A 19790-nucleotide genomic window follows, 5' to 3' on the forward strand; every position below is an offset into this window, starting at 1 on the left:
TTTTATGAACTAAGCTGCGCCTGAACGACTAGAAAAGGTTCCTTGCTTACTATGTAATAAAAATAATTGAGCACATGCCATCGCATCAGAAAGTGCATCATGATGGATTAATTCTATACCATATCTCCTGCATAAGAGATTAAGCTTTTGACCATAAATCTTATAAGTACAATGTGATTTAAAGCCGGGGGTGTTCATTCTATAATATGCAAGTGTTTGCTGTAAGCAACTAATGTCGAAAGAACTATTATGAGCAACAATATTTTGATTGCAAATAAAAGGTTCTATTAAATGCCAGACTTTGTCAAAAGTCGGTGAATCTCTGGTCATTCCAGCCGTGATTCCGTGGACTTGAGTGTTGTAAAAAGAATAAAAGTTGTCAGGTGGTTTAAATAAGAGAGATAGCTTTTTGGTTACTACGCAGTCTTCTACTCTAACCAGACCTATTTGACAAATGCTATGGCGCTTGCCTTGGGCCGTCTCAAAATCAATAGCCGTAAAGGTATTTAATGCAGTCATTAAGCAGATAGATTTGAGGCAGATCTTCCATCTTCAACAAAGTCCCAGAAATCAAATTCATGCACTAGAGAAATCTGATGCCCCTGTTTTCTAAGACCAACAGCCATCTCTACCTTCCGCCCATAGCAAGCAAAAGCCCAGCAAGGGTTGCCTCCATCGCCTACAATCAAATAATCCGTTGTTTTAGTAACGGTATTGCTGAAGATGCCTCCAAAAGCTTTTATCTGCTTCTCAATATCGCTGCGTTTTGCCCTTTTCGAAAGGCCGGTAAAACAAAATGTTTTTCCTGCGAAAACGATATTAGGATCAACCGTACAAATACCACTTATTGTGACGTCCGCTATTTCATACTTGATCTTTGAGGTGAGTTCCGCATCTGTGAGATTGACAAATTCATTGAAATACGCCATTAGACGTTTTCTTTCATGGTCATCAATTTTACCATCTGATAGAACCGATACAACTAAGCTTCGAAGCTCATCATATGGATAATAGCTCGCTAGATGTTCGTTCTCTTCTAACCATTGGTCTAAGGCAGCAACTTCCTGATCATTTATTGAAGCGTCAGCCAGTATCCCGTGACAGATACCTTGCAAAGTTTGCAGATCGGCTGTAGCTCCGTTGTAGAAATAGCTATCTGTTTCATATTTCTGACAAAGCCAGAATAGATCTTCAACTAGCTCTTCTCTATTTGAATCTTCTCTAAGAGCTTCTGCAATAACCAGCATGAAGTCTTTGAAAGGGTTCCGATTAACAAGATCATGATGTTTGGTACACCAATTCCTCAACTCGGATAATTCAGCATCGTTAACTTTTTTGTCAAGGTTAATTCCTAATAGGATGCCTTTTAAAGAATTGATGGCTTTGTCAGCTTCACTCTTAGTTGTGAATTGACGGAATGGTAGGTTATCGTAATTGTGCATAAGGTAACTAGTAAAATTTGAAAAAGCAGTTTATATGAATTATTGAACATGTCGATACCTTTTCGAACGCATATCGAATGCTTCTTTTCCACCTTCCATGATAGTACAAATGGCATTCTTAATACCTGTATCTTCAATACAGCCAAGTTCTTTTGTCTGGATATATTTAGAATCAGAATCCATAACAATTATATACTCACTATCACCATTGACTGGAATATTAGCATTATGAGTTACGGTAATTATTTGCCTGCTTTCTTTTGATTTTCTAAGCTTGTCTACCACGAGGTCATAAATCAGAAAATTGTCCAAGTCATCCTCAGGCTGGTCTAAAATCAGAGGTTTATCACCTTGCGAGAGAATTAATGTTAGTATGGCTGCGGTTTTTTGACCTGCTGATACATTTGATAAAAGTTTCCATTGACCAGCTTGTGTTTTATATTCTAGCTGTATTTCGTCTTCTGGAAATATGAGGTCTACTTTATCTAATTGCTCGCCATTTAGAGTTTGGATCTTGGAAACAAATCTTTGGAAAAAGGCACCTGACGTATATGTGCCATTATGCATTGACAAAATTAAATCAAAGGTTGCTTGATTATGCGTTTGAGGTGAACCAGACTTCCAGGTTTCAACAAGTTTATTAATGTCGTCATCGAATGCATTCTGGCAACCAATTGCATTCCTTAGTTTTTCTTCTAAATTACTATAGTCCTTACCGTATTGCACCTTAGCTCTAACATTTCCATCTTTTAACAAGTCGGAAAGAAAGGTCTTTCTGGCTTCTGTTAACTCTAATCTTTTAGCGACGAATTCGCTTTTTAGTAAAGCTTTCTCAGCTTCCTTTAGCAAAATCTCCTTTTCGGTTTCCTCGAGTAATAGTAAATCTTGCTTTTTCCTTTCTAGTACTTTTATATCCTCCTCGATTTGGTCTATTGTCTCTACACCAGCTTCAATGAGTTGAGATTTCTTTTCATTGAACTTCTTTATAGATAGCTTTCTTCCACTATTCCAAGAAGTAGCTCCAATCTCGTTTCTAAGAGCTCTAGGAATTTCAGAGTATTTTGACTTTATTTTTAAAATGTTTGAAGCGACCTCTTGTACTAATTTATTGATAGTTTCAAAGTGTGGCCTTAACGTTTCACGATTCATATCCGAAGCGTGATCAATATTCAATTGAGGCAATAAAACACTCTCTGCCAGGTTTTCAAATTCTATTTCCCTAGATTTAATTTGGTCAACAAATGCTTTCAACTGATTTAATTCGGTTTGAAAAGCCTGAGTATCCTGTAATTCTTGTTGTATACCAATTTCATTGAACTTGTTGATTTTGTTTTGAGTGTCAGCAATTTCTGCAAGTAAGAGAGGTTTTCTTTCAACCTTAACTTTCATTGTTCTTATTATAGAAGCTTTTTCTATGTACTCACTAGCTTTTATTTCAAGTTCTGTTTTTAGGTTCTTGATAATATCTGTTGACTCATCAATCCGCTCACGTAAGGAATTTAAGTTAGTGGCTATTTCATAAATTTGTTTTTGAGAAAATATGTCAAACTCCAAGAAGGTCATGAAGGTGGGGTCGTGTAACTCAAACTGGCCCGATACCTCGTTAAGTTTATAAAGTTCGATGGTTGGTACAGGATTAGTCCCTTGAGCCATTCTAACGCTGAAAATCTCGTCTCTCCTTTGAATTGTTATTTCTATTGTACAGCCAGCTTTCAGAACCCCTCTTTTTGCTCTATCAGTTAATTGAAAAAACCTCTTAAATTCATCATGCACAGAATCGAGCGAACTTAACTCATCTCCCCTTTTAAAAACCCCTCTAATAAATTGCAGGATAGATGACTTTCCACTCCCTCTTCCACCAATAATACTGTTCATCTGAGGGCTAAATTCCAATTCTAGAGGTGCAGAAGCATGCGAAATCTCCGTTGCACATATTTTGATCTTCTGTATCCAAATTAGGGGATTGTTATATGGTTTTTGATGGTTTAAACAATCGAAATCTGGTCTGATGCGGAAACGATGAAGAAGTAATGCTTGACGTAAGCTCTCCAAACTTGGCTTTTGTTCCATTTTGATCCAAGTATAACGGCTTCCGATACCTGCTAGTCCATGCTTTGAGTCACGGGGCGCGTGCGGATTATCAGAGAAAGTTAGAATAGCCTTCTCACACTTTACAGCTTGCATTACTGTTTGCCTCCAGTCTTTAATTCTTTCTTCTGTAATTTTAAATTTCCGTTCAATTATTTCCTTATCAGTGGCTCCGAAATACTTATTAATTGAGTTTGTTAAAATCTCCTTTTCTGTCGAATTGTATTTGCTTTCAGATATTAATATCCCCGGGTGTACGACTTGAACCCCTAATAATCTATCGTCCTTTAAAATCTTTTGTCTTGGAGTATTTGCGACTTCAGACAATCCATTAAATTCATCAATATGTGCAGGAATACATAAAGCAGACTGACTAGTTGCCAAATCAAGTATTTCCTCGACACTCATTGGGGAATGTGCGTCTTGTTCACCGAACTGGCTTCTATTTATGTGGGATAATGTAATGAAGTCTTCGACTGTTTGCTTTGTTGCTTGAGTATCAAAAACTATTAACAAGTGAACTTTAGCATCGCTACATGTCAATTCCACACCAGGAAAGACGACTAAACTAGTTCCGTGGGCTGCCGCTTTCAAATCATCAACCCACTCTCCTGTATTATGATCAGTAACAGCTACACAGTCTAATCCTTTTTGAATAGCTTCTTGCACCCACTGTTCGGGTGTTATGCTTCTATCACGAAAGCATTTACTTGCTGGAGTATGAAGGTGTAGATCACACTTATACCATTTGGTTCCTACCATAAAGCTTCAATGAGATTGGATATCTTGAGCATCTTAGTAATGTTATACACTTTCACTTTACTAGTATGCTTTTCTTTTTGGAAGAAAGAAACGATAGGTAAAATAGAAATTGTAGATAAGGTTACCAAACTTACTAGAGAATAGTCGGATTTACAATAGGTATATTGATCTTGATTAGCAATTATTTTTTAAACTACGCGATTCTACGAATTCGCGGGCCCCGTCTAAATCGAAATACTTTTGCTTCATCAAATTGACTTGGTGTTCAACCGGCAAATAAGCTCCCCATTTTGAGAATCCTAACACCCCCGGATTACTTATCAGCAATTCTTGAATATGCTGGTCAATATTTTTCAAGGTCTCGGGCAACTTTTTCAGACTAGCTCGAAACTCTACTTCAGGACCTTCTATATCAATTGAACTGTGGGAGTCATTAAGGGTGCTTTTTATACCGGCGAGATCAAATAAAAAACCTAGAGTATGGTTGATTCGTGTTCCGGTAAAAGTAAACAGCTGTAAATATGTCTTTGTAACTAAAAGAGGTCTGTCTCTGCTTAAGTCAGTAATATCAAATATTCTGAACTCCTTACGCATAGATTCCATTTCTTCCGAACCTAATTTATCTAAGACTTCAAAGGTTTCATTTGAGTAAATGATCTCAAACATCTTAGTACGAATCCTTGGATGGATTGTAGCCCCCCCGCCAAAGAATGAAGGTTTCTTCCCGTCAAGAGCTTTTATAACTTCAATCTTCTTTGTCTCGTAATCAACGTATTTTATTTTCCAGATTTTTGCTGCTAATAAAATATTTTCATCCTCTCGAATTTGGGGGCTTATTGGAATTTCACCGATCTTGTTACCCGCGTTCAGCACTTTGAAATTTTCCTCAGCCTTAAAGACACTATAGAAATCTCTGCTGTTTACAATCCATTCGCCTTCCACACCGATTATAACTTCGTTTTGCAGTTTCTCAAGAAAGTCTATTTCAATCAAATGCTTTACTATTGCTTGGCATTCAGTGGTTTCTATTTTTGAAAAGGCGAAGTTGCGTTTTAATTCTTTGACTAACTGTTCAATCCTAATGCCGGAATGTCCTTTAACAATTGATAATATTTGATGTAATAAAATATCATAGGGTTTATCTGTTATCAGGGGAGGTTCGATATATCCTTCCTTATACAAAAGCCAACAGGCTAAAGATTGTAATAAGCTCCATTTATCAGTGGCATAAAGAAATAGATTGCTTTTCTCCCCTTCTTTTCGTCCGCTCCTTCCTACACGCTGTATTAACGATGCAATGCTGTGTGTTGCATCAATCTGTATTACTTGATCAACCGAACCAATATCAATCCCTAACTCTAATGTGGATGTACAAGAGATACAAAAGTTTTGTCTGACGCTGTTCTTAGCAAAGTATTCTACGTATTCTCTGACCTCTTGATCTACCGAGGAATGATGTGAGAAATAGTTCGCATGCCCCTTTACTCTTTCTGAGATCTTTTTAAGTTTTACAGCAACTTCCTCCGCGCGTCCTCTGCTATTAGGAAATATTAATGCTTTAGAATCTTTCGTTTCCAGGTATAGATCCTTCATCAACTCCAAAGGCAATTCATCCTTTTCACCTATAAAAAATTTAAACTGAGCATTGATTTCTTTAGCTGTTCTGTCAAGCAGAACTTTGGTCTTTAATTCATCTCCGGTAAACTTCTTTGCTTCATTATAATCACCAATAGTTGCTGACAGTCCTACTACAGTAAAAAGGTCCGTATTAATATCTTGCAATCTAGATAGGATAGACTTTAGTTGGACACCTCTGTCAGCCCCAATAAAAGAATGTATCTCATCAATTACAACGAACTTTAGATTAGAAAAAAGATGTTTTACGTTATGCGGCTTATTAACAAACATCGCCTCTATAGATTCAGGAGTAATTAAGATGATGCCGTTCGGTTGTTTGATTAGTCTATCTTTCCCGGACTTATTCGCTTCTCCGTGCCATTTAGTGACAGTAACATCAAGGTACTTACAGAGCTCTTCGATACGACCAAACTGGTCATTAATCAATGCAATTAGTGGGGAGATATAAAGAACCTGAACTCCAGGATCTTCGAAATTTACCTTAGAAAGGATGGGAAGAAATGCTGCTTCGGTTTTTCCCGAAGCCGTTCTGGAAGCTAATATATAATTGTCTCTGGTTGAAAGGATTTTCGATATAGCCGCTATTTGGATGGGTCTAAGTTCTTCCCAGCGTTTATCGCGTATATACCGGCGAATCGGCTCTGAAAGTAAATCGAAAGACATTATAATTCTTCGATGCTGTCTAACGATAATTCATTAGGTCTCTCATCTGAAATCTCTATCTCACCAAATAGCGTTGCTTTGTTCAACGTAGGATTTTGACGAAGAATATTTAAAATATTAAGAAAATCCCTGATTACCTCTCTTGGTGTAAGAAACTCTGAAGCCCCTGGCTTGTTGAATATCTCCTCCATAAAAAGATGAATATCATCATCAGTGATATCGATTTGGGTAGAATAGTTGAAGTCGAAAATTGCTTTTAGCTTTTTAAGTAGGACGAATATTTCATTGGGGTTCAAAGGCAAAAGCTTGATTACCGGTTGAGCAAAATCTCTTATAGATTCTGTTTCAAATTTATTTGTCTCTAACCTCGTTTTCAAGGCATCGTAGCTGAAAAGTCCTCTTCGTTGGTTTTCAAGTGTTTCTCTTGTTCCAGCGAAGTTGAAAAACAGATGGGTTACTTTACCCTGGAAGCAATCATTGTAGATAGTTAGAATCTTTTCATAATTTTTCTCTCTCATGACGGAGGTGGAAATTTTATAAAGGTTAATTGCTTCATCTAGGTTTACCATAAAGCCGCTATATCCCATACTGACAAACAGCTTACAGAAGTTTTTCAGCATATCATAGTAGTTAAGGTCATTAATAACCTCTCTTACTCCCAAATCCTGCTTTGCGTCCGTTTTGGTTTTATATTCCCCTTTTAGCCATTTCAATGCATTTCTTCGTAACTGCTCATCATCCTTTATATAACCCTCATAATATTTCATCACTACTAAGCCAAAATCAAAACCACCAACATCAGTAATTTCATTAATGGTTTTCATGATGTTAGCTTGAATAAGGCTTAGATATTGCTCGCTTCTTATGTCAGTTAATAGAATATTATTTTCCTGAGCAGTTTTAGTAATAACTTGTTCAATCCATTTTTCCAGCAAAGTAGGCAGTGCTCCACCTTCTGGCTTGGTTTGAATGGAAACATTGTCCATAATGGATGCATATAACGCAACTCCTTTGCCGTCATTTGAATACAGACGGTTATCAGGTGTAAAGTCCGCATTTGCAACTACAAATTTTTGCTTTAAAGCAACAGTGTTTAAAAGGTGCAACATGAAGGATTTACCAGACCCGAAATCACCAATCCAGAACTTGACCATACTGTGCCCATTCTTTACATCTTCTAATGCTTTTATGAATGCATCGATTTCTTCGGATCGACCAACAGTGATGTGCTGAACACCGATTTTTGGAACTACACCACCAATTAGTGAGTTAATTATCGAGGTCGCCTCTTTTGGCTTAATGTTATCTATCATTTCTAAAGATTCTTTGGTAGTAGTTTTCGTTTATAATGTAATTATCTTCCTCTTCTTCAATCAAAATATCATCTAATACTTCGTAGCAAACATCATTTATACTTTCTATAAGTTGATTTTTGAAAAGCCCATTAGACTTTACGAAGACATTCATCTCCATTTGAGAGACCGTAAGACTCGACTTGACAAATAAATTCAATAGTTCCGTCTGATTATTATCCAGCAAAATATCATTAGTCAAAAGTGAAGGTTTCGGAGCTTCAATTTTAGGAGTAATTTGGATTTGCAACTCCTCGTTGTTCAATTGCTTAGTTGTAACAATATTCTCGCTGTCTTCAAGCTCATCTTTCAGATATTCATTCAGAAGCTCCACAGTACCGGAATGTCTTTGATGCACTACCTCAATAGCTTCCTTGTCAAGAGCTATTTTTTTACGTTTAGGAACATATATTTTTGAAACTGATTCCAGAGCTTTTTCTAACTTCCGGTCTTTAATAAGTTCACTTATTACTTCCTCAAAATCGTGCAGTTGCTCACTTGTCTTAAACAGGCTTTTTTGAATGGTTTTTGTTAGCTTCTTATTGTCAAAAGTTGAAGAGTTTAAATCTTGATATAAATAATATATGTACAATGTTAATGACGCCTCCTTGTTAATAGGTGCAATGCATTTCGAGGCTTCGAAGTAAATGTTTTCAGCTGATGGATTTCGTTTATTCAAATACGCAAGGCGCTTTATTTCTTCAATAAACTTCTTTCCATCACTCAAGTCAATAGAAATTTCTTCAAATTTTCGCTTCCATCGATTTGTATTTTTTGCATAAAGGTCAATTTCAGTCGCCTCATCCGGTTCAGCTACGGTTGGCAACAAGGAGTTTATAACCTCTTTAATCTGGGATGTTATTTCGTCAAGAACAGTGGTTATTTCTACGTGAGTATAATATGTGTCCGTATTAACTTTCCTTTTATGTCCATACAATTCCCGTACTGCGTTTTCACAGTATTTGAAAGCAATTGAGTATATGTCCTTTGGAGTGGACTCTATAGTATATTTATAGTTGTAGCTGTTTGCTCTGTACTTGAAATGCTTGCGAGCTATGATATCGCCAATAATCTCAAATTGTTGTTTTATTGGCTTTCCGTCCTTTGAATAGCGGTTTGTTAACTCTTTGATGGTTGCTAGAAAGAGCTTGATAATCTCAAGATTACAGAAGTCAATGCCCGAAAAATTATTACTTGAATAGTAAAAATTATTAAGAATATCGGTTTCCTGTTTTGATAACTTAAGCTTTGTTTTGTACCTGACGCCTAGTCTCCAGTCTTCGTAATCGGTTTGATAATATTGTTGTATTTCCGAGCTTTGTTGGGTTCGCAACCGAGTTATACCATCTTGGTCTCCAACCTTTGCCATTCTTTCAACTAGGAAAGACCTTCCATAAGACTTCGTTTTGGGATAACATTGACCTAACGCGTATAGCTGTTTTTCTAATAAATGAATGTCTTTATGAAGCTCATAATCGATTAGCAAGTCAAACAACAAGATAAATGCATAATTAGTATTACCTTCTAAGTCCAGAAAAATATCTTCTAAAAAGCTCTTCTTAAAAGTTCGATAAAACTGCAGTTGGGCATTAGAAGCATTATTAATATCAGAAAAAGAATACACATATTTATGGCTCCAAAAAGGAACGTCATCTGTATATTTTACAAGGTTGAAACCTAACTCGGTTGGGGTGATCTGATAAGTTTCTCCTGTTATGTCTACTATTGAATTGTCAACCATGCTTACTGGTTCTTTAGTTAGCACTCTGGAATCAGAGAGCTTTCGATCTCTTATTAAATCATCTTCTGAATAATAATTCGACTTAGGTAATCCATGGGAAGATTTTTCTTTCGGACGGCTAAGAAGATAAATAATAAATCCGATTAAGGTTAGAGTTAGAAAAGTAGCCATAATGGTAGTTGCGTTTGAAAATTGTCGCAATTACTCTTTGATAAGGCCACTTGCAGGCATGTATGCCTCGAGTGTTGAAAATACATCTTGATCATAGATATTGTGAAAATTAGGTTCCCTAAGATAAAAAAACCCAGAAGAAAATGTATGACTAAAGAGTTGCCATTTTGGAGCGGTATAAATAGAGTCCTGCACCATCAATTGGTTAGCCCTAAGGTTCTTTTGCACTTTTAAGCCAAGCTTTTTCCATTGCTTTTTTAACCTGTTTGGTTGCATGCTCATCCATATACACCCAAGCTCTAACACATCGTTCAGCCCGTTTATTATATTGATACGCTTCCCAAGCCTTGATACTCTGCTGACATAATGAGAAAAGGCATGCAATAGCTACAAAAACCATCCCCCATGGTATAAGTCTGCCGAATACAATTCTATAATAAGTACCGGCATTTGTCTCAGGAAATAATAAGAGCCGATAAGATTTAACAGTATGTTTGGGCTCATTTTCAATATGTGCAGAGATGTTAGCTAGCGTTTGTTTAATTTGAACCAAGTCACCGGCATTTTGTGATAGCAACAACGTCTGCTTAATCGACTTGAACTCTTGAGAGTAATCAGGGATATTAATCACTGGTTGCTCTGTTTTCTCTTGTTCGAGCTTCATTATTCGTTTCTCATGCAGCGACAATACAGATTCTGTATCGCTCAGTCTTTCGTCCATTTCTTCTGATTTCATAAGCTTAGGCCTTGGTGTTTACGCTTTTTCTTTTTCTCTTCCTTCATTATGTTAGGGTAATCATTAGGAGTGATTGTAAGAAGACTCTCCAACAACGGCTTGTCAGTATTCTTGGGTTTTAAATAGTTGGTTACTTGCGGCGGTTTAAGGTAGGTTTTCTTTACTGGCTCTTTATTTAGAGTCGTTAAGTTACCAATGTTGGAACCCTGTTTTTGAGAACTCATAAGATTATTTGTTAGCACCTGGTTCAGCTTACCATAGCTCAAACTCCTGTCAATCTCTGAGCCTTTGAGTTTTAAGCCATCCTTACTGAAGGAGATTCCCTGAACTTCTGCTGTTCCACCTTTATATTTATAGTGTAGTTCAATACCGTGTCGCGTTAGCAGATTCGCAAGTTCTATCCAGGTTTTTGCCTGAGCTGATGTTTCTTTGATAGCATCGTATAGCTGGTACTTAATTCTATCTGCTCCCGTAAGTCTGGCCCGGTTCACCTGTGCTTTTCCCTGGGCCATGTGATAGTTATACTTTAAAGTAAGCTGCTTGCATACTTCCGCATTTCGCTTCCGCTGGTACTGGTCGGATATGGTTTTCGCGTCATTGTTGACACGATTATAAACGATATGAATATGCGGATGCTCCCGGTCGTGATGCTGAACAACCAGGAGCTGGGTGTCGGCTATTTTCATTTTCTGGAGATACTCCTTTGCGTGATCAGCCATAGCCTCGGGACTTAGCTTCTCTTTATCCTGCACACTCCAGCTTAAAACAATATGGCCAACAGCCTGACCCAATTCAGGATTCATTTTCCGCTGCATGTTGAAGTCCCTAATGATATGCTGGATGCTGTCTGTTCTGATTCCTTCAGCATGAAGAATGGTTGCTTCCTCTCGCTCTAGGTTATAGTGGATACAGCCTGCAAAACTTTTCCCAGTTTTAACTTTCCCGATCATCAGAGTTTAATTTTTTCAAGGTTTCGTCAATCTCAAAAAGGATATCTCGGCAGCGTTTCAGAACTGATAATAATCCTTCCTTATGAGCCAGGTGTGTGATCTGGTTGAGGTTGTTGGCCATACCGGTTAGCATTCTCAAGTAGACTAAGTCTTCAGGATTTAGACGGGCAACGACCTTCGCCCGTTTGGCAGCTTGCCGAAACCATTCGCTGACTGACATCCTTGCTTCCTTGGCTTTATGCTGGATAACGAGAAGCTCGGTATTGGTCAGTCTTACCCGGATATCATTACAGCGTTTAATCCGTTTTACCGGTCTTCCACCTTTATGCTTTTTCGGTTTTTCTAAGGTCGCTTCCATAATCTCTTTTCAAATTTTTTAATCCTTTTGCGACCATCGTGAGAAAAAGGCAAGTTGGTTCCGGCTACCGCCGGAAGAGTTTTTGTGGAACAAAAACACAAACTTGCTCCCTGCAAAACGCCAACAAAATAAGGCGCCCTCTCTAGGCCAAATCTTAATGGATTATTCATCTATTATTTACTTTACATTCCAATAAATCAGGCTTCCAATCTTCGGGTGATACGACGGTTCATACCTGATGTAGCCCGACTCATGAAGTTCTTTGATGCACTTGTGATAGGTAGCGATTGATGCAATTTTTGAGTAGCCCATCAGCTCTTTTCGGGTTACCGAAAACGGACTCTTAAAGTTCTTCCGTTGCCAGCAGATAAAAAGTGCAGTAAACAGGCTTATGTGAGAAGTCAGTAATTCCGGGTCGTTTGCGATGCGTTTAAAAAGCATGTTAAAGCGCTTTGCTTCCTGTACTATCATAAGCTCTTCATAAATCGTCCGGTGATAGAAATGTTCTTTTGCTGGGTGCTACTTCCGTTTTCAAGCAGGTTGTAAATGTCTTCCTGTTTGTAGTAGTAGATGGTGCCTACCTGGGTGAAGCGCAGGGTGCCATTAATTCGCAGATTTTGCAAAGTGCCTGGTGAGATGTTCAGGAGTTTCCGCACGTCCTGGCTTTTTAGCCACTGTTTTCCCTGGGGCTGATTTGGCTGAATAATCTTTAGCAGCTCTTCTAATAACTCGGACTTAAACTGCTGTAAGTCTTCTTTGGTGATGATTTCCACTGACATAATGTTTCTCATTTAATAGGTTTCAAAATTCCCGATACCGGCAAATTATTCTTCACACCTTGTACCGGAGGTGTGTGTTTTTTATTCAGGCTGTTGGTACCTTCCACATATCAAAGTTTCGGATTCCGAAAACCTGAACTTGGGTACTTTTGGGTACTACCTATGTTTTTTTGTAAAGGACGGAAGAGACAAAAAAACCTATGGTACATTTTTAAAAATGTACCATGGAATAAGGGCATTTTGGGAAACTTTGAGACAGATTGGGATAGATTTTTATCTAAGTAGATCTGGCGAATACAGTATATTAATTTCATGTGCATCGAATTGATGCTCAAAGTTCGGTTTAGTCAAAGTGTTAGGTTCGCAAGGGATTCGCAAGGTGCGAAGGTTTTTTGCTGATGAATAAAGTAGCTGTTTAAACGTTGCTCGTTATAAAACTCACACCTTGCACCGGAGGTGTGTGTTCGACTCTGACTTAAAATATTAATCAATGATGTATATTATCTCCATTTTTATTATATTTGATGAAAATATTCACCATTATGAATACGAAGAAACATATTGTGTTTCCAAAATACCTAAAGGTTCTGGGAGTAATGGGTGAGAACATCAAGCTTTCAAGAAAACGACGGAAACTCACCAGTATCCAGGTGGCAGAACGTGCGGGTATAGATCGTGGTACACTGAGGGAAATAGAACGAGGCAATCCTAGTGTCTCAATGGGGGCTTATTTTAATGTTCTTCGAGCTCTTAATCTGCAGGACGATTTTTTGAAAATTGCAGCAGATGATGAATTTGGAAAAAAGCTACAGGATCTGCAATTATTAACACCTCCCCATCATGGCAGCAAATAGAACCGATATTTGGGTATATGCACATTGGAAGGGGCTGACTGAGCCCCAGCTAATCGGAACGTTGTCGGCACATCAAGCCAAGGGTAAAAAGGCTTTTAGCTTTGAGTATGAAAAGTCGTGGATAAATTCCCAGGCTCAGGTTTTACTGGATCCGGATATTAGCTGGTATACCGGAACTCAGTTCCCGCTCGGCAAAGAAAACTTTGGGGTATTTATGGATTCAATGCCTGATACATGGGGACGCAAACTTATGCAGCGCAGAGCGACGTTGAAAGCCAAAGAAGGCAACACGGTCACACCCAATCTATATGAGATTGATTACCTCTTGGGAGTTCACGATAGCACACGAATGGGGGCACTGAGATTTAAATCAGAGCCTGACGGGCCATTTCTGGATAACGACTTCCACTCACCAACCCCACCATGGGCTCACATCCGGGAATTACAACAAAGTGCTGAAGCTTTTGAAGATAATGAGAACCCGGCTGATGAAAAGAAATGGCTGGACCTGCTTATTGCACCTGGCTCATCGTTAGGAGGTGCCCGGCCTAAGGCCAATATTCTTGATCAGGATAATCACCCCTGGATTGCAAAGTTTCCTTCAAACAACGACACCACCGATAAAGCTGCCTGGGAGTACCTCGCGTATCTACTGGCGATTGATGCTGGTATTGATATGGCTGAATGTAAATTGGAAAAAGTACGGGGACAGTATCGAACTTTCTTCACGAAAAGATTTGACCGGGAAAATGGAGAGCGAATACATTTTGCTTCGGCTATGACTATGACAGGAAAAAATGAAGACATTATTCGGGACGAAACACCAAGCTACCTGGATATCGCAGAATTTTTGCAGTATTCCGGAGGGAATATTGACTCCGACCTCCGGCAGCTTTGGAGAAGAATTATATTCAATATAACCATTTCTAATACCGACGATCATTTACGGAACCACGGTTTTATCCTGAGTGATAAGGGCTGGCGCTTATCCCCGGCCTATGATTTGAATCCTTCGATTGACAAAGCTGGCCTTGCTCTTAATATTGACATGGATAACAACATGCTCGATTATGATTTGGCAAAAAGTGTGGGTGTGTTCTTTCGCCTTGGAGAGCAGGAGATGGATAAAATAATAACAGAAGTTAGAGTTGCAGTAGGGAAGTGGAGACAAGTGGCAGCCGAGATTGGAATATCAAGGGCTGAGCAGGAATTAATGGTGGGGGCGTTTACATTATCTATTAGATAGATAATGTAAGTTGTTAATCCGAAACATATTCATTTTAAATGATGGTGAATGCAGTTATTCAATTTTCTAAAATAACTCAATATAAATTGTAGAATTGGAGCACCTTAAACTTGATCCTGATCTAAATGTCCGACCTAAACAACTTCATTAAAAACGAGCTGAAGAACCGGCTAATCGATTATACCAATTCGCCAAATTATATCCTGGAACACCATGGAGCGGAACGTCAGAACATCGAAGCCTACAATGGTCGGCAACTGCTGGAAATGCTGCAGAATGCGGACGACGCGTCAGCATCGGCAATAGAAAAGAAAGCCGAAATGGTGCTGGAACGGGGGGTGCTGCGCATATCCAATAACGGCGCTCCTTTTGATGAAGGTGGCTTTACTTCTTTGATGTATATCCACCGGAGCTTTAAGCCGATGCAAAAGGATATGATCGGTCAAAAAGGTCTTGGCTTCCGTTCCATACTGAGCTGGGCTAAAAGTATTGTGATCCAAAGCGCCGGGCTTCAGGTCGGCTTTTCCCAGCAACGCGCCGAAACCTTTTTGAAGGATCTGATTAAAAGACGGTCTGATATCGGCGATTTTCTGAAGCATCAGTCGTCGGAAAAGTTTCCGATAGCGGTATTGCGACTGCCGGAGATACTGACCCAACAGCAACCCTTTTACCCCTTTGATACCAACGTTCTGATCACCCTGAAGGGCGAAGAAACAGCCAGCGACGTCAGCCTACAGATGTCAAATATGATCTCGATGGAGACGATGCTATTCTTAAAGAATCTGGATAAACTAGAACTGAAAAGTCCGAAGCAACATATCGTATACAGCCGAGAACCCGAAGGCGACGGTATCCGGGTAACCAAACATGACCGTTTGACGAATGAAATCACTTCCAAAGCCTGGCATATAAACCGGATTACGGGAAAACATAAAAAGAAACATTATGAACTGGCCATTGCTTGGAATGACCAGCTTGATGATAAATGTGACCTCTTGTATAGTTATTTTGAGACCAAGGTCAGGTTGCCTTTTCCCGCGATCTTGCACGGTACTTTCGAACTAACACCGGAACGGAATGGTATCACTGACGACACGGCTGGCCATAATCTCTTCCTGATCGGCAAACTGGCCGATCTGCTGGTGGACACCGCTCTGCGAGTGACAAGAAAAAACCAAGGTGTATCCTACGATGCCCTGCAGCTGCTAAACATCAACTTTTCGGCCATGGACCCGCGGCTGACCGAATTCAAATTTAAGGAAGCGCTTTTCGAGCGAATGAAAAGCAAAGCCATCTTTCCAAACGTGAATGGCAAATATATTACCCATGACAAACAGCCGGTTTTTTACGAGTCATCGATTCCGCATGTTCTAAAAGGGGATGATGTTAACGACCTACTGATCTTTTGTAATGATAAAAAAGTCATTGGCCTGCTTGATGAACTGGAGGTCTATAAATACCCATTTAGCCAGATCTGCAATATTGTTTCCCAACGGCTACAATCGCTGGCAACTGGGGAAGCCGCGCAGCTTCTGCAATTTTTATTCAGCTTTGCCAGTTATTCTGCCGAGTTCAAAAAACCGGATTTTAACAGATACAAACTTCCTCCTTTGCTGACCGATGGCAGTCAGGTACTCATTCCCTGGATCAACCAGATCTTCCTGCCGCATGACCAGCAAAGGTCCTTTGAGTTGCCAGCGGCGATCAAAGTTAGCTTTATCGACGCGGAGTTATATGGCCATCTGGCCACGCTATATGGCAGCGAACACAGTAGCCTGCTTTCTAGCCACCTGCGCCTGCTGGGTGTCCGGGCCTATTCTTTTACGGAAATTGCCATAACGATTATCGTCCATTATGAACGAAGTGAAACAACCGAAAAGGTGCTGGAATGCCACAGATATCTTTTTCAGCTTTTTCAAACCGAATATAACAAAGGAGTACCTGCGCCGCTGCAAACCAACCGGCAGGTCAACGCGCTTAGTCAGAAAAACAAGGTAATGCCGGTGGAAAAACTTTATTTCGGAAAGGTCCACGGGCATGAGCTGGCCGAGCAGCTTTATAGTTATGACAAGAACAAGTTGCTGGCACCTTACCGAGAGCTAGGCTTTGCGGCGGAAGACCAACCGATGGCTTTTACTTATTTCAGTTGGTTAGGCGTTGAAGACCAGCCGCGCGCTTATGTCAAGCGGATCGCTGAAGGTAGTCCGCATTATGCCGGATACAAAGAATATCTGCTACGAAACTACAATTACAAACATGCCTGGGATAATTACCACGAAAAGTTTAATAATTATGAGCACCTGATGCAGGACCTTACTTCTGTAGACGAGATTAGTGTGACTGAATATGATGAAATCGACACCATATTACAGCGCGCAAGACCCGAGTATATTTTTAAGTGGATCAACACATCGCCGAATTTGAAGAGGACACTAGAGAACAACGAAGAGATCCATAGTTCTTCCGTTGTAGCACTGACCATCAGACCGAAATATTATAAGCGGCAATTCTCAGCTACAAAAATGAGGTCTTATACCCGCTGGGTGATGGCTAATACGCCTTGGCTTCCTGTGGATTCAACACTAGGCAAAGGCTCGCCTGATCGCTGTTGTCTGTCTAGAACCATTACCAGAGAGTTCAGCCCCTATGTCGAAAAGCCTAAACTGGACCTCGCCAAAATGGCTGAAAAGCTCAAGTTGCCGGAGGAAACACTAGAAAGTTATTTGGTGCTGATCGGCGTACATCGGGAGATCAGCTCTTTTTCCATGGTTACGCTTTACGATATGCTTGGTTCGCTGGAAAAGACAGATACCCAAAAAACGATAGGTTCAACCATCTACCGCGAGATCGCCAGCAATTATAATGATGCCAAACTCGATGTGCGGCACCCCGCCTACCAGAAATTCCTGGAAGAGGGAAAAGTACTTTGCACTAAAGGCAACGCAACCGGCTATTTCCCAATTAGTGAATCTTACTATATCAACACGAAGAATTTCGGCAACAACGTCCTGAAACGCTTCCCTCTGATCGTGGTCGATAAAAAACGCGGATCGCAAAAGATCAGGCGCATCTTCGGCGTGCAGCCTCTTCAGAATATCTCTTTCGACATCATCGGCCAGCCGGAGCTCCATTCCCTTAACCCATTGTTCGAAGAAGAGATTGCCCGCTTCAAGGCGCTGGTCTATGCCCTGCGCATTGGCACTGATAAGGACGGTGATATTAAAAGCAGAGTCAAGCGAACGAAAATTCACCTAGTGGAGCATATCAGCGCCGAGTATTCCCACGCTGGCAACAGAGAGGCCTTTTTACTCGAACCTTTTGAATTCGTTAACAAAAAGAGCAATTACTATTTGCTCGTGCCTCCCGGAGTGGACGATCCGGACGAACTTCGGCGCAGCATCGCCATGGGTGATGCCATCGCAGAAATCTTTACCGCGGTTATTAATACTGAGGAACACCGCTCCTTTATCCGGGAGCTTTTTTCCACCCGAGAAGCCAACCGGGAGGAATTGCTGCTCAGGGAGAACCAGCTGGAGAACAATTATATCATCACAGCCGCAAAACTGGAACTGAATATTGTCGATGATATCCGGCTTTCCTTCTGGAGAGCCTTTTCGCTGGCTTCGACCAAACACGTTAAAACCGAAATCAGGGACGAGCCCCGACTCCGACAATTCCTCGTAACTAAGTTGAAAGCCGAAGGATCTCTGCTGGAAACGTTCATCAATATCGACACCTATTCAAGCCTCTCAGAACTGGACGTGCAGGAGCTGTTTTATGATATGTTCCTTAAATTCAAACTAGACTTCGCCGTGTTCTCGCGGCACTTTACTGGTCTGGATTTTTCCCTGCTATTTCGAAACGGCTACGAAGATCTGAAAACCCGCTATAAACAGCTGTTTATGGAGTCGCTTTACAAACAATTGCTTGCCACAGGTGAACTGGAACTTAAACGGAAATACTTTATACTACTGCGCAAATATGACGCCGACGCCTATGATCCGGCTGACCGTTACCAAGCTGACCTCATCCAATATTTTAAGGTCCGTGTCAGCAAACGGTTCAAATTGGAGTTGGCCGACCAAGGGTCCCTTTTTTCCTGCAATGACTTGATACATGCGAAGGTTCAAGAACTGGCTGCTGGTGGTATTCACATCCCTGAATTGCTGCTCGAAAATGAAGAATTTCAGGCGATGCTTTTGTTCAATGAAATTGATGAAATCAACACGTTGATTCAAAAGTTTCAGCAAAAAGATGAAAAGACCGGGGATAGGCCGCCAGGCGAAAAACAGATCAGGGTCAGCGGCAGTCTGGTCACTTTTACCGATTACCGATCCTTGGCCGAACAGCTTGCCCAAACTACTGACTTCAGCAAATTCAAGATTCGGACGGGCCAAACCCTAAAAATGGACCTGCCTGACAAAGGCGTCAAAAGGGGCAGCAATTCCTCCGGCAAACGGGCAGTCAGGTTCGGCAGTGGAAACGAAGAGGTAATTGGCTTTATCGCAGAATTCCTGGCTTTTAACCAGTTGGTCAGGCGGTATAGCGAAAAAACCGTGGAATGGGTTTCGGAAAACGCCTTTCGCGCCGTAAATGCCTACACCAGCGAAGCGGGAAAAGGTTATGATATCGAGATCAGGGAAAATGACAAGGTACGCTATGTGGAAGTAAAAGGCGTCTCTAATGTCCGCGACGGATTTAGAATGACTGGTACTGAGATGGCCAAAGCCTTGGAATATCCGGATAAGTACGACCTGTTGATCGTAGAGAACCCGCTCGGCGAGTTGCCGATCTTCCGTTATATCCGCTCTCCCTTCAAATTCAAAAAGGAGGAGTCTTTGCTGGCCAATAAGCATATGAATGTCTTGAACGACAGCTTTATGATCAAATTCAAGTGGGATGAATAATATTTGTCTCTGAATAGAGATATACTTTTGCGGATACTCAAAAGCCTAAGGATAGAGGCAGGATAAATACTTAGCGGCTGCGACGCTCCACACCGTTATTTCT

14 protein-coding genes are annotated in these 19790 nt (G+C 40.4%); 3 read left to right on the plus strand and 11 right to left on the minus strand.

All coding sequences use genetic code 11. The features are described from left to right. Window positions 1-9: 9 nt before the first annotated feature. From WG906_RS14740 to WG906_RS14790, 11 genes are all read right to left on the minus strand, one after another. A complete protein-coding gene (locus tag WG906_RS14740) occupies window positions 10-519 on the minus strand; it encodes a 3'-5' exonuclease (protein ID WP_339993531.1) in 510 nt (169 codons plus the stop codon). Then, a complete protein-coding gene (locus WG906_RS14745) occupies window positions 519-1442 on the minus strand; it encodes a BRCT domain-containing protein (RefSeq protein ID WP_339993533.1) in 924 nt (307 codons plus the stop codon). Before WG906_RS14745 ends, WG906_RS14740 begins: the two co-directional genes overlap by 1 nt. 39 nt (window positions 1443-1481) lie before the next feature. After that, on the minus strand, window positions 1482-4292 hold the full coding sequence (locus WG906_RS14750) for a TrlF family AAA-like ATPase (RefSeq protein WP_339993534.1): 2811 nt from the start codon (window positions 4290-4292) through the stop codon (window positions 1482-1484). A gap of 174 nt (window positions 4293-4466) precedes the next feature. After that, on the minus strand, window positions 4467-6593 hold the full coding sequence (locus WG906_RS14755) for a DEAD/DEAH box helicase (RefSeq protein WP_339993535.1): 2127 nt from the start codon (window positions 6591-6593) through the stop codon (window positions 4467-4469). After that, window positions 6593-7906 (minus strand): ATP-binding protein, encoded by a 1314-nt coding sequence (locus WG906_RS14760; RefSeq protein ID WP_339993537.1) that lies wholly within the window; start codon window positions 7904-7906, stop codon window positions 6593-6595. The genes WG906_RS14755 and WG906_RS14760 overlap by 1 nt, the downstream gene beginning before the upstream one ends. Beyond that, window positions 7896-9857, minus strand: a complete 1962-nt coding sequence (locus WG906_RS14765; protein ID WP_339993538.1) for a tellurite resistance TerB C-terminal domain-containing protein — start codon at window positions 9855-9857, stop codon at window positions 7896-7898. The genes WG906_RS14760 and WG906_RS14765 overlap by 11 nt, the downstream gene beginning before the upstream one ends. Before the next feature lie 211 nt (window positions 9858-10068). Continuing rightward, window positions 10069-10593, minus strand: coding sequence for a hypothetical protein (locus tag WG906_RS14770; protein ID WP_339993540.1), 525 nt, complete (start codon window positions 10591-10593; stop codon window positions 10069-10071). Next, window positions 10590-11543, minus strand: coding sequence for a relaxase/mobilization nuclease domain-containing protein (locus tag WG906_RS14775; protein ID WP_339993541.1), 954 nt, complete (start codon window positions 11541-11543; stop codon window positions 10590-10592). Before WG906_RS14775 ends, WG906_RS14770 begins: the two co-directional genes overlap by 4 nt. After that, a complete protein-coding gene (locus WG906_RS14780) occupies window positions 11527-11901 on the minus strand; it encodes a plasmid mobilization protein (protein ID WP_339993543.1) in 375 nt (124 codons plus the stop codon). Before WG906_RS14780 ends, WG906_RS14775 begins: the two co-directional genes overlap by 17 nt. A gap of 177 nt (window positions 11902-12078) precedes the next feature. Further along, the gene (locus WG906_RS14785; protein WP_339993544.1) at window positions 12079-12372 is read right to left on the minus strand and encodes a hypothetical protein; all 294 of its coding nucleotides are present in this window, start codon (window positions 12370-12372) and stop codon (window positions 12079-12081) included. Then, the gene (locus tag WG906_RS14790) at window positions 12369-12680 is read right to left on the minus strand and encodes a helix-turn-helix domain-containing protein (protein ID WP_339993546.1); all 312 of its coding nucleotides are present in this window, start codon (window positions 12678-12680) and stop codon (window positions 12369-12371) included. The genes WG906_RS14785 and WG906_RS14790 overlap by 4 nt, the downstream gene beginning before the upstream one ends. A 542-nt stretch (window positions 12681-13222) precedes the next feature. On the opposite strand from WG906_RS14790, the gene WG906_RS14795 reads away from it, so the two are divergent. From WG906_RS14795 to WG906_RS14805, 3 genes are all read left to right on the plus strand, one after another. Beyond that, window positions 13223-13534: a helix-turn-helix domain-containing protein gene (locus WG906_RS14795; RefSeq protein WP_339993547.1), complete on the plus strand. Its 312-nt coding sequence runs from the start codon at window positions 13223-13225 to the stop codon at window positions 13532-13534. Then, entirely contained in the window at window positions 13521-14780 is a 1260-nt protein-coding gene (locus WG906_RS14800; RefSeq protein WP_339993548.1) for a type II toxin-antitoxin system HipA family toxin, read from the plus strand. The genes WG906_RS14795 and WG906_RS14800 overlap by 14 nt, the downstream gene beginning before the upstream one ends. A gap of 125 nt (window positions 14781-14905) precedes the next feature. Beyond that, window positions 14906-19687: a protein NO VEIN domain-containing protein gene (locus WG906_RS14805; protein WP_339993549.1), complete on the plus strand. Its 4782-nt coding sequence runs from the start codon at window positions 14906-14908 to the stop codon at window positions 19685-19687. The last annotated feature ends 103 nt before the right edge of the window (window positions 19688-19790 follow it).

Source organism: Pedobacter superstes (assembly GCF_037622515.1).
GTDB lineage: Bacteria > Bacteroidota > Bacteroidia > Sphingobacteriales > Sphingobacteriaceae > Paradesertivirga > Paradesertivirga superstes.